We start from the raw sequence: 18902 nt of genomic DNA on the forward strand, positions 1-18902 counted from the left end.
CGCCGCCGGCCGAAAGGCCGCACGGGGCCTATCGCAACCGGCCGCCGAAAACGGGGGCACCTAAACTGCCCCCGTTTCGCCTCGCCTGAAACCCGGTCATTTGCTATTACTGCAGAGCATCAGATCCGTCTCTACGTTTTGAGGAGCAGGTAATGAATGAATTCATCGGCGAGGGCAATCTGGGCCAGGAGCCGGACTTGAGGACCGTGACCCGCGAGGGTGAGAGCGATTCTGTCGTCAATTTACGGATCTACTTTGATCGACCGGTCCCGGACGCCGAGGGCAAATTCGAGGACAGGAAGGGCTTCTGGCTGAATGTCGAGGTCTGGGGCGATCGCGCCAGGCAGGTGGCACGTCTGTGCCCCAAAGGCAGCCGACTCGCGGTGATCGGATCGCTGATGGACGACAGCTACGAGACTGACGGCGGCACCGTTGCCGCTCTGTCCGTTCGCGCCAGGCGCGTGTACCTGGTGCCGAATGCCAAGATGGACAGTGTCCACTATGGTAAGGACGCGGCGGCGTAGGGCGCCTCAGGTGACCGCATCCAATATTTGCCAAGCGACGTCGCTGCGAGCAGCGCCATTCGCGTGGCTTGACAGGCGCGGGCTTTTTCACGAGATTGGGAGTCAGCAATACCGTTTCAACACCGACGTCATCGCGGTATATCGATGACACCCGCTGACGGTTGTCAGCACCCCAAGAGCTTAAAAGGTTGATGCAAGCAAGCTCGGAATCTTCGGATTCTCTCAACCTACCTTCACGTCTTCGTTCCGAAGACATCACCCGATCGGGGAGTTTTGACCTCCCGATACGGGCACGGGCCATGCTCCTCGTTTTTCAGGAGCATAGTATGAATGGCAACTCAACTGACTCAGCGGCCGTCGCTTCGTCGGAGTACTTTGATCTTCAGACGACCGGTTTGGGCTACCTGAACCGGGCGCGCGAAGTTCCCACTCGTAGCGAACCGTTCCTGGCTGTCGATATTGCCGCATTGCACGGCGCGAAAGACAACGTGCAGTACACGCGTTTCGATTGCATCGTGCGCGGCAAGAAGGCACAAGAGATCGTCAAGCGGCTGATGCCTGACATTGAAGCCGACCGGGCTGTCCTGGTTGGATTCAGATTGGGCGACCTGTATGCGGAGACGTTCAAGTACACCAACGGCGAAAAAGCCGGCGACATTGGTGTGTCTTTGAAGTCGCGTCTGCTGCAGATCATGTGGGCCAAGGTGGATGGCGTGGCGGTGTACAGTGCGCGGTCCGAAAAATCGGAAGCCGAGAACCCGGCGAAGAATTCGGAAAGCCACGAAACGCCTGCGACCAAGGCGCCCGAAGCCCGCGCAAGCTGAGCCTAACGCAATTCGTTGAATTGCGACCTTTGAGACCCCTCACCTCGCGTGGCGGGGTCTCCCTCAAGTTTTTGCAGCGGCGACGACTTGAGGGAGGCTCTGCCGATCAAGGTCACGAATAGCGGTGGGTCTTAGGATCATGACCGTGCGGATTAACGGGGCAGCATCCCAGTGCGGATTGGACTAAGCGTCAACAGATTTCACACCGACGTCACCGCGGTATATCGATGACACCCGCTGGCCTTCGCCAGCACCCCAAGAGCTTAAAAGGTCGATGCGAAAAAGCTCGGGATGAGAGTCCTAACGACCTCTCTGCCAACCGTGATTTTTTTGGTTTGGCGTTCAAAACGGTACCGACGGTGAAAGTCGGTGTCTTTTCAACCTCAGCCGATGCGCGATACCCCGGTGTCGCCATCGGCACCTTTCTTCCCCAACAGGGCATATTCATGCCCTACCGGGCGATGTGCCCCTCGCTATAAAGGAGCACATCATGAACTTATACGTACGAAGCGCCAACGGATATCGTGTTGCCAGCGTCGATGAAGTCGTCAGCGCCGCCAAGCGCGCAATCAACAGGAAGTATCGGCGCGGTCAGGCATTTACGAGTCCGAAGGTGGTGGAAGATTATTTGCGTGTAAAGCTGAGCTATGAAGACAACGAAAAATTCGTGGCTCTGTGGCTTGACGGACGCCATCGACTTATCGCCTACGAGGAGTTGTTCCAAGGGACGATTGATGGCACCAGCGTCTATCCGAGGGTGGTGGTGCAAAAAGCGATTGCGCACAATGCCGCGGCTGTCATTGTGGCCCATCCACACCCGAGCGGCGTGGCTGAGCCGTCGGCGGCCGATGAAAACATCACGCGACGCTTAAAGCAGGCGCTCGAGCTGGTGGATATTCGGCTCCTGGATCACATCGTGGTTGGCAAGCAGTGTGTTTCATTGGCGGCGCGTGGATTGCTTTGACGTGGTCTTAATGATTGCCCCTGGAATCAGGGGCTTTCATTTAACGCTACGCGGCCCATCCGATTTACACCGCCGTCACCGCGGACAAATGGTGACACCCGCTGGCCTCGGCCAGCACCCGAAGAGCTCAAAAGGTTGATGCGAATGAGCTCGGGATCCTCAGGATCCAGTCAACCTCTCTTAATGCCTTCAACCGAAGGCTTCACCCACGAGGACGATTCCAGACGGCGTCCTCGGACGTTTCATGGCGTCATCCTCGTCACTCATGAGGAATGAAACCATGGAAACAGACAGTGCTGAAGTCATCCCGTTCGATCGTTCGTTGGTACCTGGTACCCAGGAAGCCACGCGTCCCGTCAGTCCGTTTCCGGACGACTCGCCGCTCTACTTCCCGGTGGAAAGCCGGTCGGTGCGCGTCGATGATGCTGACGGATTACCGCAATCGGCATCGGGCTTTAAAGCGATTGTCCGCACCGATACCAACCAGGTGCTGGGGATACACGGACGTAGCTACAAGGTGGTGCCAAACGAACCGCTGTTTCGCGGATTCGATGAAGCGTTGCAGGCGTCCGATCTGGATCTGAGCGGTCTGGCGATCGAGGACCACGTGAACTATGGCGGGCGACGCGTGATTCGCAACTACCGTTTCCCAACGGTCACGGCGGAGCCTCGCATCGGTGACATCGTGGAGCTGCGCATCTCGGTCATTAACTCGTTTGACTCGGGCAATGCGTTTACGGCGCAAGTGGGCGGCATGCGGCTTTGGTGTTTGAACGGTGCCGTATCGCTGCAAGGCACCTCCTCGGTCTACGGCCGTCATACCTCGGGATTTGATAATAACCGGGCGTTGACGAAGATCAACAAGGCCATCGAGCGTTACCTGGTGGCGGCAACCGACTGGTCCGAGTGGAGTCAGCGTGAGCTGACCTCGCTGCAGGTACAAACAGCGCTGGAAGCGTTTCCGGATCTCAACCCGACGTTGCTCAAGCGTCTGGAGCAGGCCTGGACGATCGAGTCCGACCACGCGGGTAACACGGTCTGGGCGCTCTACAACGCGGCCACGCGATGGTCGACGCACACGCCGGTTCGCCCATCGTCGGAACCGAACCGTGCCTCGATTGTGATGGACCGTGAACGCCGGGTGCGCCAGTTCATGCACAGCCGCGCCTTCAAGAAGCTGGTCGCCTAGTACGCAACGGTACAACGTCTCTGGCGTCTGTTGTGTCCGATTGCCCCGTGATTCACGGGGCCTTTTTCCTGCCGCTGATACCGGCGGCAGGAAAAAGGCTCTGCCGGCCCCGATAGACATTGAATCGACGTCGTTGCGGTCTACCAATAACCCGCTGACCGCTGTCAACAGCTTAGGCGCCGGCGAAGTTCATGCAATCGAGCGCGAGATCCGTGTCTCTTGTCGACCTACCGTCCAAACCTTCCGGTGATCGACTCCGAGTTTCTCGTAGGCCCGCTTATCTAAAGAGTAACCGAGGAGAAAGGCGTCAAGGCTCCAAAATCACCGGCTGAAACGTCGGATGATTGATATCGTGGCGCCGCGTCTCCTTTTGCAACGCCCGCGACACCTCGTTCCAGTTGTCAGCAGAGCGGACATCGATGTGGGCAGACAGCGCACGGGTGCCTGACGAGATCGTCCAGATATGCAAGTGGTGAACCCTGACGATATCGGGATGCGCAGCGTTAAGAGCATCAGCGACCTCGTTGATGTCGACACTTTGCGGAACGCCCTCCATAATCACGTGCAGTGTCTCCAGCAGTAGCTTCGTGGACGATACAAGAATCAACCCGCAGATTAGCAGCGACAAGAGCGGGTCGATTGGCATCCAGCCTGTAAGCCAGATTACGAGTCCTGCGGCAATCGCTGCCACGGACCCCAGAAGGTCGCCCATAACGTGGAGCATGGCGCCACGGGTGTTGAGCGTCTTTTGTCCGCGGTGGAGCAGCCACGCAACGAGAATATTGACGAACAGGCCGACTATGCCGATGACCAGCACTGAGCCGAATTGCACCGGCGTAGGGTTCAGCAGACGGTCTATGGCAGAGATGACGATGGCAGCCACGATGCCGTACATGAACAGGACGTTGAACAGTGCACCGACAACCTCGGCTCGTTCCAGGCCAAAGGTGTGTCGCTTGGTTGCAGGGCGGGACACGAGGCGTGCCGCGAATGCGGCGGCCGCGAGCGATACAGCGTCTGTCAGCATGTGGCCCGCATCGCCGAGTAGTGCGAGGGAGTTGGCGAGCCATCCGCCTATAGCTTCGACCACCGCATAGCCGAGCGTAATGGCGAGTCCGAGCAGCAAGGTTCGCTGGCTGGAGTGTGATCCGCTTTCGTTATCAGTGCTCATTGGCCGTCGTCCTGTTCAGGCATGGCAGTTACCTGCACTCAGTCGGTTATCTCGATGGCAGATCGAATGTCGCTGACGTAAATCCAGCCGGCCGTTGCTTGCCCGGTCCGGGCATGCGTCTTGATCAGGTCGACCGCCTGGGCCACCCGGTCATCGTTCTTGCAGACGAGTTCGAGCTTGACCTGGGTAATGACCTTGCGGCCGATCTCGACGGAGTAGCGCTGTTCACTGGGGTCGAGGGCCTTCAGGAGGCCCTCCACATCGATGACAGTTAGTGTTCGAAAATCGGCGTCATACAACGCGTCAACAACGTCCGCAATACGATTGCGATGAATGAACGCCTTGATTTCACGGTAGGTCATTGGAAAATCTCCCGAATAATTTAGAAGAAGGCAAGGTGCCGGCGACTAGCACCGGCACCTTGCTTGCGCTGCTCAATCGCTTTCGTCAGTCACAGGCTGCTGCTCCGTTCGTGATTCGACCCACTCGTAGATCACCGGCAGCAGGACCAGTGTCAGCAAGGTCGACGTGATCAGGCCGCCGACGACCACCGCGGCCAGCGGCCGCTGCGTCTCCGCGCCGACACCGGACGACAAAAGCATCGGCACCAGTCCGAGAATGGCGACGCTCGCGGTCATCAGCACGGGCCGCAAGCGCAATTCGGCCCCGCGCATTACTGCTTCTGCAACCGTAAGGCCGGTTTCCCGCTGCTCGTTGATGAAACTGACGAGCACGATGCCGTTCAGCATGGCCACGCCGAAAACAGCGATGAATCCGATAGCCGACGGTACAGAGACGTACTGACCAGTCACGAACAGGGCCAGCAGCCCGCCGATGGTCGCGAAAGGCACGTTGGCGATGATCAGGGTCGCGTACTTGATCGAATTGAAGGCCGTGTACAACAGGACGAAGATGAAAAAGATCGTCAACGGCACGATGATCGCGAGCCGGGTCAATGCGCGCTGCTGGTTCTCGAACGCGCCACCCCATTCGATCCAGTAGCCTGGCGGCAGGTCCAGCTCGCTTTCGATTGCAGCGTTCGCGTCCTGGACGAAGCCATCGACATCACGGCCGCGAACGTCCATCTGGATGACCGAGTAACGCTGCAGCTGCTCCCGGCGGACGAACGAGTAGCCTTCGGCGACGTCAACGTCGGCAACTGTCGAAAGCGGTACGATGGCGCCACTCGCTGTCTTCAGCGGGATGCGCCGTATCGCGTCGACCGACTGCTTGGAGCTGTCCCTGATGCGCGCAGTAATATCGAATCGGCGCACGCCGGATATCAGTGTCGAAACCGGTTCGTTGCCGATGCCGGTGCGCACGACGGACAGCACGTCATCTGCGTTCAGGCCGAAGCGTGCAAGCTGGTCGCGCTTGACCTTGATGCGAATCTGCGGCTTGCCGACATTCGCCTCCAAGGACAGGTCCGCCACGCCCGGTACGCCTTCGACCACGTCCTTGATCCGCTGGCTCAGGCGGTCGAGTTCCGTCAGTTCCTCGCCGTACAACTTCACGGCGAGTGTGGCCCGCACGCCCGAGATGAGCTCCTCAACGCGCATCTGGATCGGCTGGGTAAACGCGATGACTGCGGTAGGCGCGACCTCTTCCAGCGTCTCGCGCATGTCTTCCGCGAGCTGCTGGATGTCACGATCGCCGGGCCATGAGTCCTCCGGCTTCAGCTTGGTGAAAATTTCCATGTAGTTGACGTCGGCTGTTTCGCCCTTCTCGGCGCGGCCAATCATTGCTACGGTCGTTTCGACCTCGGGGTAGGCCGACAAGGCGTTCTCGATCTTCTTCGATACTTCGATGGATTGCGCCAGCGACGCCGATGGAATGGACGTCACCCGCCACATGATCGAGCCTTCCTGCAGCTGTGGCATGAACTCCTTGCCGAGAAACGGGAACAGCGCGAGGCTTGCGACGAGCAACACGAGCGCGCTGCCCGTCACCTTCTTCCGGTTCTTCAAGGACCAGGAGAGCAAAGGCAAGTAGCGTTGCTTGATGACCCGCACCAGCCAGGTATCCCGTTCCTCTTTTGGCTTCAGGATGAGCGCAGCGAGTACCGGGATCAGCGTCAACGTCAGCAGCAGTGAGCCCGCCATCGCGAAGCTGATGTTGAACGCCATCGGCTTGAACAGCTTGCCCTCGAGACCCTGTAGCGCGAACAGGGGAAGAAACACGACGATGATGATCATGATCGCGAAGGCGATGGGGTTCGCCACCTCGCGGGCTGCCGTCAGGACGGCAGCGGTTCGATCAACCTTGCCGCCTTCGGCTTTGCGCTCCGCCATGATCCGGAACGCGTTTTCGACCATGACCACCGCGCCGTCAACCATCATTCCGATACCAACGGCCAGGCCGGCAAGCGACATCAGGTTGGCCGAAAGACCGGCCTCGTTCATAAAGATGAACGCAATGAGCATGGCAAGCGGCAGGGCACTGATGACGACCACGGCGGAGCGGAGCTCGCCCAGGAACAGGAACAGCACGATCGCAACCAGGATCGAGCCCTCGATCAGCGCATTACGCGCCGTGCCGACGGCTTCTTCAACAAGGTCGGTACGCTCGTAGATAGGGTTCAGTTTTACCCCGTCGGGGAGCGACTGCTGGACGATGTCGACTTTTTCCTTCACGGCATCGACGACGCTTGCAGCATTCTCGCCGATGCGTGACAAGGCCATGCCGAGCACGACCTCCTTGCCGTCGCGCGTCACGGCGCCGAAGCGCAGCGCGCCTTCCTGGCGAATGTCGGCGATGTCCCTGAGGTATACCGGCGTACCGTCCTCGACCTTGAGCACCATATCGCCGATATCGTGCTCGTTCTCGACCAATCCCAGGCCTCGAACCAGGTTCTGTTCCGCGCCGATGTCGACATACTGCCCGCCAACCTGCCGGTTGTTCGACTGGATGACATTCATTACGTCACTGTAAGTCAGGTCGTACTTGATCAGGTTCAAAGGATCGATAACCACCTGGTACTGGCGTTCCTGCCCGCCCCAGGAGGTGACGTCATCCACGCCCGGCGCCGTGCGCAGGATCAGGCGCACGGTCCAGTCCTGCAATGTACGCAGGTCCATATCGGAGATGTCGGCATTCAGCTTTTCGTCGGCGCGTTCGAGCGTGTACCAGAACACCTGGCCGAGGCCGGAAGTATTCGGACCCATCTCCGGTGTACCGTAGCCGTCGGGAATCCGGTCGCCGACCTCCAGCAACCGTTCCATGACGAGCCGTCGCGCGAAATAGATATCCGTATCGTCTTCAAAGTAGACGGCGACGTAGGAGAGTCCGAACAGGCTGACGGAGCGTATCTGCTGCACGTCCGGCAAGCCCGCCATGCTCGATTCGATCGGAAACGTCAGCAGTTGCTCGACGTCTTCCGCGGCCAGGCCGGGCGACTCGGTGTAGATATTGACCTGCACCGGCGTCACGTCCGGGAAGGCGTCGATAGGGACGCTGACAACGGCTCGCCAGCCCAGGAAGGCGATGACGCCGAACACGATCAGCACCAGGAATTTGTAGTGCAGTGATGCTTCTACGAGTTTGTTCAACATGATGATCCCCTCAGTGCCCGTGGCCGCCGCCGAGCGACGACTTGAGCATCAGTGACTTGAGGTGAAACACGCCGTCGACGGCAACCTCGTCGCCTTCCGTCAGTCCGCCGCGCACCACGCGCCAGTCGCCGACGGTCTCTCCCGCGTCAATGGCGGTGGCATGAAATTCGTCACCGTCTTCGAGCACGTACACTGTTGGCAGGCCGTCGATCAGCGTGATAGCGGATTCCGGCACAGCGAGGACAGGTTCTCTCGTGCCGGTAACGATCTCTGCCTGCACAAACTGGCCGGCATGCAACAGGTCGTCCCGGTTCTGCACTTCGATGCGCAGTCCCTGCGTGCGCGTGGTTTCGTTGAGTTGGTGGCGGCGTTCCAGCACCGTTCCTTCAATCCACGTCTTGCCGTCAACGCTGACGCGAGCCATTGCACCGTTCTCGATGTAACCCAGCGTGGCCGGAACTGTCTGCGCTTCTACCCACATGACGGATTCGTCGCTGATATCGAACAGCACGCGTCCGGGCTCGATAAGCTCGCCGACAATGAACTCGTCACGGAGGATCGTGCCCGTTTGCGGCGCAAGCAGGTCGAATTCACCCGTTGCCTTGCTCGCATCGTTGCCGTTCTGCAGCGCATCGGCTTGTGCGCGGGTCATGCCGTAGGCGATCACGCGCGCGTAGGCTTGTTGTTGCGCAACTTGGGCTTCGGTGTAACGCCGTTCCGAGACGGCGCCCTGGCCCAGCGACCGGACACGCTGCCATTCCCGGTTCGCGACGATGAGCTGGCCCTGTGCTTCGGCCATTTCGACACTGGACAGCGTCACCAGCTTTTGTCCGGTTTCGACGCCATCACCGAGACGCACATGGCGCGCGACGACCTGGGCGGATATGCGGGGCGTGACGCGCGAGGATTCGTAGGCATTGATGACCACTTCGGCCGGCACGACTACAGACTCATCGAGTGCACGACGGTCGACGATGTCGACACGCACACCCGCGTGTTCGCGCTCTGACGGCGCAAGACTGACGCTGCGTGCGGCGCCTTCTTCGTCGTCATGATCGGCCTCTTGGGCCCAGGCGGATGTCGTGGCGAACGACAGGCACAAGACCGCCGTCCATTGAATGATGGTTTGCATTTCAGTTCTCCGGAAATTTGTAGGGCTGGACGTCGGCTTGCAGATTGAGCCAGTTGTCGACCTGGCCGGACGCATTCACCCATTCGAACCAGGCGCGCCAGAACGACTGGCGAAGCTCAAGGGCGTTTTCCCTGACGTCGAGTGTCTGCCTGAGCTGCACGAGGTAGTCGGTGGTGCTGATCTCGCCGGATTGCCACAGGCGTCGTACCAGGTCACCCTGGCGTTCCAGGCTTTCGCTGCCAGCTGCGCGCCAGTCCTGCCACGCGGCGTAGACTGCGCGGTAACGTTCGGCGGCGCTGACAACGCGCGCGTAGGCACGTTGCCGAATGTCGCTGGCGATCTGCATCGCCTCGCGACGGTCGGCGACGGCCGCCGAGACTTCCGCACTGAATGAATTGCGTACGAACAGCGGTACGGTGACGTTGATGCCAATAAGGTTCGACTCACCTTCCTTGCCACCAGCGATGCCAATGGTTGGATCCGGTCGTTTCTCGCGTTGGCGCAGCTCGACCACTGCGCTGGCAACATCAACCTGGCTTTGCGCCGCACGAACTTCCGGCAGAGCCATCACCAGCATCTCGGGCTCGAATTGCGCCGGCAACGCGGGCAGGGTGTTGTCGAGACCAGGCCATTCATCCGGCGGCGAATTCGGAACCAGCGAGCGCACGTCTTGGCGCGCTTCCGCCAACGCGGCCGCGGCCGATGCTTTCTGAATGCGTGCGTCACTGGCGGCAATCCGCGCAAGGTCGAGGTCCACCTGGCTCAAGTCACCGGCGTCGAAACGCCTGCCGGCCAGTTCCGCGAACTCGTTCATGGCCTCGACGCGCTCGGCCGCGAGGCGCTCGCGCTCGGCGCCGGTACGGTAGCGCGCCAGGCCGTCCAGCAATTTGACGATGACGTCGCGGCGGACTGACAGGTAGCGTGCGAGTGTAGCTTCGCGCTGGAAGGCAGCCGCGTCGCTGCGTGCGCCACGTTTGTCGGCCCAGTCGATGGTCTGGCTGAGGCCGATTGTCTGCGTCCGTTCGACGTCGGTATCTTCGGCGTCGAACGACAGCGTCGGGTTGTAAAGGGGCCGTGACGCCGCATCGCTGCGGGCATCGCTGGCGTCGAGGGCGGCACGGGCTGCCTCGACACGCGGATTGCGGTCGACAACTGCCCGAATAAAGCCACTTAGCGCGGCGTCGGCTTTATCAGGGGGTGCTGCCAGGCTTATCCACGGCAGCATGATCAGCCCGCCGCACAGCGCGGCGAGCATCCGATTGGAATGCTTCATGATTCAGTTTTCCGTCAGAACTACAGGGGTTCGCACGGGCTGGCAATCAGCGCGCGCGGACTGGTCTCTGGAACTGAATCAGGCGTTGGGGGGTGGGGTCGGTGGGGCTGTGCCGTCGCGGGCATTGAGTTGCGAGAGCCTGCGACTTGCGGATGCCGCCGGATTTGGGGCTGCATTCTTGCCAGCGTCCATTGCTATGCTGGACGCGTGACCGTGACAGCAATGCTCGCAATGATTTTCGTCTATGTCGTTGTGTTCTTCATCGTCCAGGGTCGGCGCCAAGCAGAGCGCCAAGGTTCCATTGACGTCGTCCATGCCGCCATGCGGGTGTCCGTCTGACACACGGTCAGCCGCGCTGTCCAGGCTGAGGAACAGCACGGATATCAGGACAAGTTGGCAGACGGCGTGTTGCATAGGCAATCGAGCATATCTCAAGCTAACGGTCAATCAAAGCGCCTGCGAAGGACGCGTACGTGTGACAACCCAGACTCGACCGAACAATCATGGTCAGATTTGATCGAGACCAGGGGCCGCTTCACACTTGATCGCCGTCGTTAGCGCGTTGAAGTGCTGTGCAATGGCAAATGACCAGCAGTGGTCTTCTCATCATTGCAAAACTATCCGGTCTGCAAGGCCTTGGTTAGCACCCCCACACGACATCGCCCTTTTTCACGGTGAAAGAGGCGCTTATTAAAGCGCTCAACATCATCGCCATAGATTGATTCATCATCAGGCAATGTAGCTATGAGCTTCGACATCATTTTGAGGTGCTTTGGCTCTGAGACCAGGCGGTGATACACCCAGCGACCTTCTTTCTCCGACGCAAGCAAACCAACCTGGCGCAGGACTTTTAGATGCCTTGAGAGTTTGTACTGGGGTTCTTGCAGGCTATCCACGAGTTCGCACAGACATGCTTCTTCCTGAGTTGTCGAGAGCAAGCGCACAATCCTCAAGCGTGTTCTATCGCACAACGCCTGGAAAATATTCTCGATCGGGACTTCAATTACTTGCATAGTTGCATTATCGTGCAACTATTGGTTTATGACAAGGCCTTCGCTTTCAGACCACAGCAAAGAAATGGCGGACGATTGTTGCTCAGTTGAAGTCGGGTCCAAAGAACAGGCACGAATACTGTTTATGGTGCTCGCAATTAACGCCGCTATGTTTGTGGCGGAGTTCATTGCGGGCGTCATCGCACAATCCACCGGACTAATCGCTGATTCTTTAGACATGCTTGCTGATGCCGCTGTCTACTGCGTGAGTCTGTACGCCGTAGGTCGGTCTGCAAGCCTGAAGAACCGAGCGGCGATGCTTAGCGGCGTGCTCCAGATACTTCTCGCGGTCAGTGTTGCCGGAGAAATACTGAGGCGGACGATTATGGGTAGCGAACCAGAGCCCACCCTCATGATCGGCGTTAGCTTGGTTGCACTGGTTGCAAACGTGATATGCCTGGCTCTGATTGCCAGGCACCGTGATGGCGAGGTCCATATGAGGGCAAGTTGGGTTTTCTCAAAAAATGATGTTATTGCCAATGTCGGCGTCATTGCTGCCGGGGGGCTGGTTCTGTTGCTCGATGAGCATTGGCCTGACCTGGTCATAGGCGCATTGATTGTGCTTGTTGTGTTGCGAGGAGGAATTTCGATCTTGGCTGATGCGAAACGGGAGAGGATTGTTGATTCACAACGATGAAATAAACCATAACGCATGGCAATCAGGCGCTTCATTAGGTGTTCTGATTGCTCTGTGTGCTTGTTTGCTCATGGCAAACCCTGCTGTCGCGGACGAAGACGACCATGACGAGATGGAAGAAATAGAGGAAATCTTGGTGCAGGCAACAAGATCGCGCCGCCGCGTGCAGGATCAGCCAACGCGTATCGAGGTGCTTAACCAAGAAGAAATCAGCGAGAAGATCATGATGCGCCCAGGCAATATCTCGATGATGCTTGCAGAGACTGGCGGGCTTCGTGTCCAGGTAACTTCGCCTGCACTTGGCTCCTCGAATATACGCATCCATGGGATGCGTGGACGTTACACACAGCTTCTGGCAGACGGATTGCCGCTCTATGGCGGCCAGGCATCCGGCCTGGGCTTATTGCAGGTACCGCCAAGTGACCTTGGCCAGGTTGAAGTGATCAAAGGCTCAGCGTCTGCCCTTTACGGTGGCCAGGCGCTCGGCGGTGTCATTAACCTCGTATCAAAGCGGCCATCAGAGGTGACTGAGGGTGAAGTGATCCTCAATGCTACAACACGGGACGGCCAGGATTTTTCGACGTACGCATCTTCTCCGTTAGGGAATCGCTGGAGTGGATCGTTGCTGGTGGCCGCCAATCAACACGGCGCGAATGACCTGGACGATGACGGTTGGATAGATTTGCCTGAATACGAGCGCTGGAGCGTGCGGCCTCGTCTTTTCTGGGAGGGGTATGAAGGCACAAACCTTTACTTGACTGTCGGAGCGATGGGTGAAGATCGGAAAGGAGGTACGCTGAGTGGTAGCGTAGTACCGGATGGCAGCGCATTTCCGCAAAATCAAGATACCGACCGCCTCGATGGTGGCTTTTTGTTGCAGCATCCTATCAATGATCAACTATCAGCTCAGGTTCGCGCTTCAGCTATCCGGCAGCAACATGATCATGTGTTTGGTGATCTTTTGGAGCAAGATCGCCATCAGACAATTCTTACCGAAGCGTCTCTATCTGGTGACTTACCCGGCGCCTCCTGGGTAGGAGGCGTTGCCTTCCAATCAGATGAATACGACTCGGGCACATTTCCGATTCATGATTACAAGTATGAATCACCCGCTGCATTTGCCCACTTTGACCAGGACCTTGGTGAACGATTAACAGGGGCGTTGAGCGTTCGGTGGGATGACCATAGTGAGTATGGCGGAGAACTAAGCCCACGGATGGCATTGTTGTTTCGAGAAGGTGCGTGGACCGTTCGAGGTTCGTGGGGTAGAGGTTTTTTTGCCCCAACGCCTTTTCTTGAGGAAACAGAAGCGGCAGGACTTTCACGGTTGGAACCGCTTGCCAATTTGGAGGCCGAAACGGCTGAAACCGCATCAATTGATGTCAGCTATTCAGCAGGCAATCTTGAAACCGGTCTGACGTTTTTTGGGTCGAGTATTGCTGATGCGGTTCGAATAGAGACGTTGGCCGCAGACCGTGTTCAGATGGTTAATGTCGATGGGGTTACCCGTACTCGTGGTATAGAAGCGCTGATGCGCTGGCGGCTCGATGACTTCGTTGTCACTGCAAGCTACCTTTACACAGATGCCAGTGAGCCAGATGAAGATGATGTGGGGCGTCGGACTGTACCGCTCACGCCGCGTCACTCCGCAGGGATGGTTGCGTTCTGGGAGGTGGAGGAAAAAGGCCGAATTGGCTTCGAGGTCTACTACACAGGTACACAGTTTCTTGAAGACAATCCGTACCGCATGGAGAGTGATCCTTACTTTGAGGTGGGTTTGCTCGGAGAGATTATTCGGGGCCGATACAGTTTCTTCCTCAATCTCGAGAACATACTTGACGTGCGTCAAACGCGTGAAGACTTGCTGGTTCGTCCGAACCGGACGCCTGATGGGCGCTGGACGGTCGACGCCTGGGCTCCGCTGGAAGGATTCGTAGCTAACGCGGGTGTTCGAATTCGCCTGGGAGAATTCTGAACCGCAGACGCTTCTTCGCGGTGGTTCGCCAATGTCCGGTTCTGGCCGCTGAAAGCGACGGCCGCGTTCGACTTCGGCAAGCGTCGCTACGGCGACCGCATGAGTGAACCTTGTCCGGACTATGCATGAACAGTCCGGGCAAGGAAGCTATTCGTAAGGGGAAGGAATCAACTTCCCCGGAACCCAGCTCATGTAGACCACCATCCCGAACAGCTCAACGAGCGACTGGAAAACTATGACAACCACGGCAGCCTGCAAGGTGTCCGGCAGCGCCAGGGCCAACGGCAACATCACGAAGGAATTGCGGGTGCCGAAGCTGAAGGCCAGGGTCCTGGCCGAAGGTGCGGGCAGCTGAAACAGCTTGCCGAGCGTCTTTCCGAGGTACGCAGCGAAGACGAGGTATATGACGAAGATCGGCAGCACTTGCATCAGCACGCCGGTCAAACCCGTTACGGTTGTCACCTGCGAGGCCGCGATGACGAACACGACCAGCGCCAGCAATGGCACGGGCAGCACGCTCAAGCCATGGACCCAACGTCTGGCGTTGACATTACGTTGGGCAAGGCGCTCGGTGCCCCAGGCCAGGGCGAGCGGCGTGAGAATCAATCCCGCAAAGGCGCTGAGCAGGTGGGTGCTGAGCGCAGCCTGTAGCCATTCCCCGCCCAGAAAGAGCCAGAGATAGACGGGCAAGGCCAGCAGCTGCACGAGCAACAGCACCGGCGTGGCGGCGATGGCTCTGCTTGCGTCGCCTTTGCCGAGGTGCGTAAAGCTGATGAACCAGTCGGTGCACGGGACGAGCAGCACCATCAGGACACCGGCCTGAACGGCGGGCGACACGGGCAAGACGGTCACCAGCCCACCGAGGACGAGGGGGATCAGCACGAAGTTGCCAAGCAGCAGGGCCGCCAGGAAACGCCTGTCCCTGAAGCCCTGGCCAATGCGGGTCAGAGGAACCTGGGTGAAGGTGGCATAAAGCAGCCCGCCAAGCAGCGGCCAGAGAAAAGCTTCCAGCCGCGCCGTCATGTCCGGCTGGTTCAGCCCGACAGCGAGACCCAGGAGGATACTGAACAGGTAAATCCAGGACTGCTGTCGTTCCATCCGGTTGCGCATGGGCCGGGACTCGTTTCGATGCGCCACGGATAATCCTTCGGTCAGTACGTTGACCGTGGTCTTGGTCTATCCGTGGGGGAGAATTATTTCGGTGTCGCGGGATAGCCTATTTCTGTTGACGCATTCGCGATCTCATCGATGCTTGTCTGCTCATCGTCAAAAGTCACCGTCGCCGTCTTGCTGTCGTAATCGACGTCGACTTTGATCACGCCTGCCACGCGCTCCATGGCTTTACGGACCGTCAGCGGGCAAGTGACGCAGGACATCTTGTCGACGGTCAGCGTGGCGGTGGTTGTTTCTGCGTGAGCCGGTACAGCAGCGAACAAAAAGGCCATCACGGCCCCGGTCGCTAAGAATTTCGACATGGTGAATCTCCTCACAGGAAATAGGGCAGGACAAGATTGATGCCGAGCGCCAGCATCACGAGCGCGGTGGCAAGCCACAGCGCGATCCTGACGATACGTTCGGATTGTGGCGAACCGCAGCTGTCGTCGGTGTCGCAGGATCGCGCCGGGCGGAAATAGACGTACCAGTAGCCCGCAGCGAGAAACGCCAGTGTGGCGGCGATAAAGTAACCCTGGTAGGGCGCAAGGGCGGTCAGGTTGCTCATCCACGCGCCGCTCACACCCAGCGTGAGCAATACCAGCGGTGCGATGCAGCAGGTCGACGCGAGGATGGCGCCCAGCAGCCCGCCCGCGGCGAAGAGCCGCTTGCGCCCGGTAGTGTCTTGTTTCCCGGCGGTTGTCACGCAGATTCCTTGCATTCGCCTCAATGTTGGACGGACCATAAACCCTGTAGCCACTACAGAGTCAAGCCGATCATGACAAGCACGAAGCGAGAGTATTCCATCGGCGAGCTTGCGGCGCGTACCGGCGTCAACAAGGAAACCATACGCTACTACGAGAAAACCGGCGTCATGCCGGATCCGCCGCGAACCAGCAGCGGCTACCGTATGTACGGCCCGGAGCACTTGGACCGGCTGCGCTTCATCAGGCGGTGCCGGCAACTCGGATTTTCCATGGCCGATATCGGAAGTTTGTTGGAGCTCGTGGATGATCACGACTACAGCTGTGCCGAAGTAAAGTCATTGACGCTCATGCAAGCCGACGCGGTGTCCGCGAAAATCCGCGATCTAGAGCGGCTTGAGAAAACCCTGAGGAAAGTCGCGTCGCGGTGCACTGGCCGAAACGTGCCTGACTGCCCGGTGATTGACGCACTGCTGGATCCGGACGACCAGCTTGAATTGCGCGACAACGATCGCGTCCGGGATTGACGGCAACACCATAGGTACGCGTCTGCGTACCAATGTCCGAAACCCTGTTGACCCTGTAGCGACTACAGGGAGTACCGTTGGGGGCATTCATCATCCACGTTCCACGCTGGCAAGCGACGGAAAATCACGGGGCACCCACGTTTTGGCAGGAGACCTCCAATCATGGCCACCACTAAGCTCAATGTCGCAATTATCGGTTCCGGCTCCGCGGCGTTCGCCGCCGCGATACGGGCGACCGAGGAGGGCGCGACCGTGACCCTGATCGAGAGCAGCGACACAATTGGCGGTACCTGCGTCAACATTGGCTGCGTGCCGTCCAAGATCATGATTCGCGGCGCGCAGCTGGCCGAGCAGCAGCGTCGCCACCCGTTCCGTGGTCTCGGAACGCGGGAGCCGGTCATCGACCGCCGGCAAATGCTGGCGCAGCAATCGGCGCGGGTCGACGAGCTCCGCGAGCAGAAGTACGAGCAGCAGCTCGAGGACAACCCGTCCATCCGGCTGCTGCGAGGGCACGCAACTTTTGCCGGCCCGAAAGAGCTGACAATCGAATTGCCGGAAGGCGGCCAAAGACCCCTGTCGCCGGACCGCATCCTGATCGCGACCGGTTCGGCACCGGCGCGGCCCGACATCCCGGGCCTCGCCGACACGCCGTACTGGACGTCAACGGATGCGTTGTTTGCAGACTGGATCCCGGAGCACCTGGTCATCATCGGCGGCTCCGTGGTGGCGGTCGAGCTTGCACAAGCGTTCCGGCGCCTGGGTGCCGCTGTCACGATGCTGGTGCGCTCGACCTTGTTGTCCGCGGATGACCCGGCGCTCGGCGCGGGGCTTGCCGAGGCTTTCGAGTCGGAAGGCATTCGACTGCTGATGCAGACAACGGCATCCCGTGTGGATCACCGCGACGGACAGTTCAGCGTGCACGCGGTGAACGAGGAAATTGCGGCAGATGCCCTGCTCGTTGCAACGGGACGCCCGCCCGAAACTGCCGCCTTGAATCTCGATGCGGCCGGGATCAGAACCGATGAACGCGGTGCAATCGTCGTCGACGAGGGACTGCGAACGTCGGCACCTGATATCTACGCGGCCGGGGATTGCGCGGCGCTGCCACAGTTCGTCTACGTTGCCGCCGCTGCCGGCACCCGGGCGGCAATCAACATGACGGGTGGCTCGAAAAAACTGGATCTTTCGGCGATGCCGGCCGTCGTTTTCACGGATCCGCAGGTGGCCACGGTGGGATTGACCGAAGACGCCGCGCGCAATGCGGGCCTCGACGTGGACAGCCGCGTGCTCGAACTCGACAGCGTGCCGCGCGCGTTGGCGAACTTCGACACCCGGGGATTCGTCAAGCTGGTCGCAGACGCCGGTTCCGGCAGGCTGGTCGGTGCGCAGATTCTCGCGCCGGAGGCAGGCGAGATGATCCAGTCTGCCGCGCTCGCGATTCGCAACCGGATGACCGTGCAGGAACTTGCGGACCAGCTGTTCCCGTACTTGACCATGGTCGAGGGGCTCAAGCTTTGTGCCCAGACGTTTTACAAGGATGTCAGCCAACTGTCCTGCTGTGCCGGCTGACCGCCTGATAATTCAACCTTTTCCAATTATTTCAGGAATATACAAGTTGGCATTCGTGAAATACTGTGACCCCTGCCACGGCACCCGTGCTTGTATTTGCGTTATCCTGAACCTATTGTGCCTGGTGTCGTCGAACGGTCGACACGTTCCTGAATGCTGGTCCGCATGACTCTGTCAAAATCCTATACAGCTCGCTTGGTCGTCTTGGCACTGCTGCTCGCCTTCGGGCCGTTGCAGGCGACGGCGGCGTTTACCTGCGAGATGATGGAGACAGTTGTCCACGAGGTCTGCTGTTGCGACGAGGCGCCGGCCTCGCGCGCCAAGGGTGCCGCTGACGAGGATTGTGATGACGAACTGATCTCGGCTGCGCCGTGTTGTGAGCACTCAACGACGGTCGGGGTCAACGCAGACAGCCTGAAAGCCACCCCGGGTTCGAAATCCGGGAGCAAGGATTCGCCTTCGCCATTCGATGTCGATCCGCCCGATGCGGGCCTGGTCGACATGCTGGCAGGCCCGGGGCAGCTATCCCCCCGTACTCCTGAAGTCCGGTCATTCATCGAGCCGGTTCACCCGGGCGATGGATCGACCCTATGGCTAACCACCCGCCGACTCCGCATCTGATTTCCATTCCGCTTTGACCCGGAACCTGGCCCGTATG

19 protein-coding genes are annotated in these 18902 nt (G+C 59.2%); 10 read left to right on the forward strand and 9 right to left on the reverse strand.

Annotated elements, in window-relative coordinates; genetic code table 11:
* Nucleotides 1-152: 152 nt before the first annotated feature.
* From BA177_RS01035 to BA177_RS01050, 4 genes are all read left to right on the forward strand, one after another.
* Nucleotides 153-524 (forward strand): single-stranded DNA-binding protein, encoded by a 372-nt coding sequence (locus BA177_RS01035; protein ID WP_068611956.1) that lies wholly within the window; start codon nt 153-155, stop codon nt 522-524.
* Nucleotides 525-850: 326 nt separating this feature from the next.
* Nucleotides 851-1348, forward strand: a complete 498-nt coding sequence (locus tag BA177_RS01040) for a DUF3577 domain-containing protein (RefSeq protein WP_068611958.1) — start codon at nt 851-853, stop codon at nt 1346-1348.
* Between the two features lie 490 nt (nt 1349-1838).
* A complete protein-coding gene (radC, locus tag BA177_RS01045) occupies nt 1839-2312 on the forward strand; it encodes a RadC family protein (RefSeq protein ID WP_068611960.1) in 474 nt (157 codons plus the stop codon).
* Between the two features lie 280 nt (nt 2313-2592).
* A complete protein-coding gene (locus BA177_RS01050) occupies nt 2593-3501 on the forward strand; it encodes a DUF932 domain-containing protein (RefSeq protein WP_197493255.1) in 909 nt (302 codons plus the stop codon).
* Nucleotides 3502-3808: 307 nt separating this feature from the next.
* Here the strand turns inward: BA177_RS01050 and BA177_RS01055 are convergent, their stop codons facing one another.
* From BA177_RS01055 to BA177_RS01075, 5 genes are all read right to left on the reverse strand, one after another.
* On the reverse strand, nt 3809-4672 hold the full coding sequence (locus tag BA177_RS01055; protein ID WP_068611964.1) for a cation diffusion facilitator family transporter: 864 nt from the start codon (nt 4670-4672) through the stop codon (nt 3809-3811).
* 38 nt (nt 4673-4710) lie between these two features.
* Nucleotides 4711-5034 (reverse strand): P-II family nitrogen regulator, encoded by a 324-nt coding sequence (locus tag BA177_RS01060; protein ID WP_068611967.1) that lies wholly within the window; start codon nt 5032-5034, stop codon nt 4711-4713.
* Nucleotides 5035-5106: 72 nt separating this feature from the next.
* A complete protein-coding gene (locus BA177_RS01065; protein WP_068611969.1) occupies nt 5107-8223 on the reverse strand; it encodes an efflux RND transporter permease subunit in 3117 nt (1038 codons plus the stop codon).
* A gap of 10 nt (nt 8224-8233) precedes the next feature.
* Nucleotides 8234-9355 (reverse strand): efflux RND transporter periplasmic adaptor subunit, encoded by a 1122-nt coding sequence (locus BA177_RS01070; RefSeq protein ID WP_082989741.1) that lies wholly within the window; start codon nt 9353-9355, stop codon nt 8234-8236.
* A 1-nt stretch (nt 9356) separates the two neighbouring features.
* Complete coding sequence (locus tag BA177_RS01075; RefSeq protein ID WP_068611971.1) at nt 9357-10628, reverse strand: TolC family protein; 1272 nt, start codon at nt 10626-10628, stop codon at nt 9357-9359.
* On the opposite strand from BA177_RS01075, the gene BA177_RS18475 reads away from it, so the two are divergent.
* Nucleotides 10627-10839, forward strand: a complete 213-nt coding sequence (locus BA177_RS18475) for a hypothetical protein (RefSeq protein WP_156762632.1) — start codon at nt 10627-10629, stop codon at nt 10837-10839. The two genes, BA177_RS01075 and BA177_RS18475, sit on opposite strands and share 2 nt — an antisense overlap.
* Before the next feature lie 406 nt (nt 10840-11245).
* Here the strand turns inward: BA177_RS18475 and BA177_RS01085 are convergent, their stop codons facing one another.
* Complete coding sequence (locus tag BA177_RS01085; protein WP_068611975.1) at nt 11246-11641, reverse strand: ArsR/SmtB family transcription factor; 396 nt, start codon at nt 11639-11641, stop codon at nt 11246-11248.
* Between the two features lie 124 nt (nt 11642-11765).
* Here BA177_RS01085 and BA177_RS01090 point away from each other — a divergent pair, with 124 nt between their 5' ends.
* Together BA177_RS01090 and BA177_RS01095 are read left to right on the forward strand one after the other, a co-directional pair.
* A complete protein-coding gene (locus tag BA177_RS01090; protein ID WP_257739298.1) occupies nt 11766-12317 on the forward strand; it encodes a cation transporter in 552 nt (183 codons plus the stop codon).
* On the forward strand, nt 12301-14292 hold the full coding sequence (locus BA177_RS01095) for a TonB-dependent receptor plug domain-containing protein (RefSeq protein WP_197493256.1): 1992 nt from the start codon (nt 12301-12303) through the stop codon (nt 14290-14292). Before BA177_RS01090 ends, BA177_RS01095 begins: the two co-directional genes overlap by 17 nt.
* Before the next feature lie 147 nt (nt 14293-14439).
* Here the strand turns inward: BA177_RS01095 and BA177_RS01100 are convergent, their stop codons facing one another.
* The 3 genes from BA177_RS01100 to BA177_RS01110 all read right to left on the reverse strand — a co-directional run bounded on the left by BA177_RS01100 (nt 14440) and on the right by BA177_RS01110 (nt 16150).
* On the reverse strand, nt 14440-15402 hold the full coding sequence (locus BA177_RS01100; RefSeq protein ID WP_068611981.1) for an arsenic resistance protein: 963 nt from the start codon (nt 15400-15402) through the stop codon (nt 14440-14442).
* 83 nt (nt 15403-15485) lie between these two features.
* The gene (locus BA177_RS01105) at nt 15486-15767 is read right to left on the reverse strand and encodes a heavy-metal-associated domain-containing protein (RefSeq protein ID WP_068611983.1); all 282 of its coding nucleotides are present in this window, start codon (nt 15765-15767) and stop codon (nt 15486-15488) included.
* 11 nt (nt 15768-15778) lie between these two features.
* Nucleotides 15779-16150 (reverse strand): mercuric transporter MerT family protein, encoded by a 372-nt coding sequence (locus BA177_RS01110; RefSeq protein WP_231892476.1) that lies wholly within the window; start codon nt 16148-16150, stop codon nt 15779-15781.
* Nucleotides 16151-16222: 72 nt separating this feature from the next.
* Between BA177_RS01110 and BA177_RS01115 the strand changes: the two genes are divergently transcribed.
* The 3 genes from BA177_RS01115 (at nt 16223) to BA177_RS01125 (ending at nt 18865) form a co-directional block, all read left to right on the forward strand.
* Nucleotides 16223-16675: a MerR family transcriptional regulator gene (locus BA177_RS01115; protein ID WP_068611987.1), complete on the forward strand. Its 453-nt coding sequence runs from the start codon at nt 16223-16225 to the stop codon at nt 16673-16675.
* 162 nt (nt 16676-16837) lie between these two features.
* The gene (gene merA, locus BA177_RS01120; protein WP_068611989.1) at nt 16838-18244 is read left to right on the forward strand and encodes a mercury(II) reductase; all 1407 of its coding nucleotides are present in this window, start codon (nt 16838-16840) and stop codon (nt 18242-18244) included.
* Between the two features lie 165 nt (nt 18245-18409).
* On the forward strand, nt 18410-18865 hold the full coding sequence (locus BA177_RS01125; protein WP_156762634.1) for a hypothetical protein: 456 nt from the start codon (nt 18410-18412) through the stop codon (nt 18863-18865).
* Nucleotides 18866-18902 lie beyond the last annotated feature (37 nt).

Source organism: Woeseia oceani, assembly GCF_001677435.1.
In the GTDB taxonomy this organism is placed as follows: domain Bacteria; phylum Pseudomonadota; class Gammaproteobacteria; order Steroidobacterales; family Woeseiaceae; genus Woeseia; species Woeseia oceani.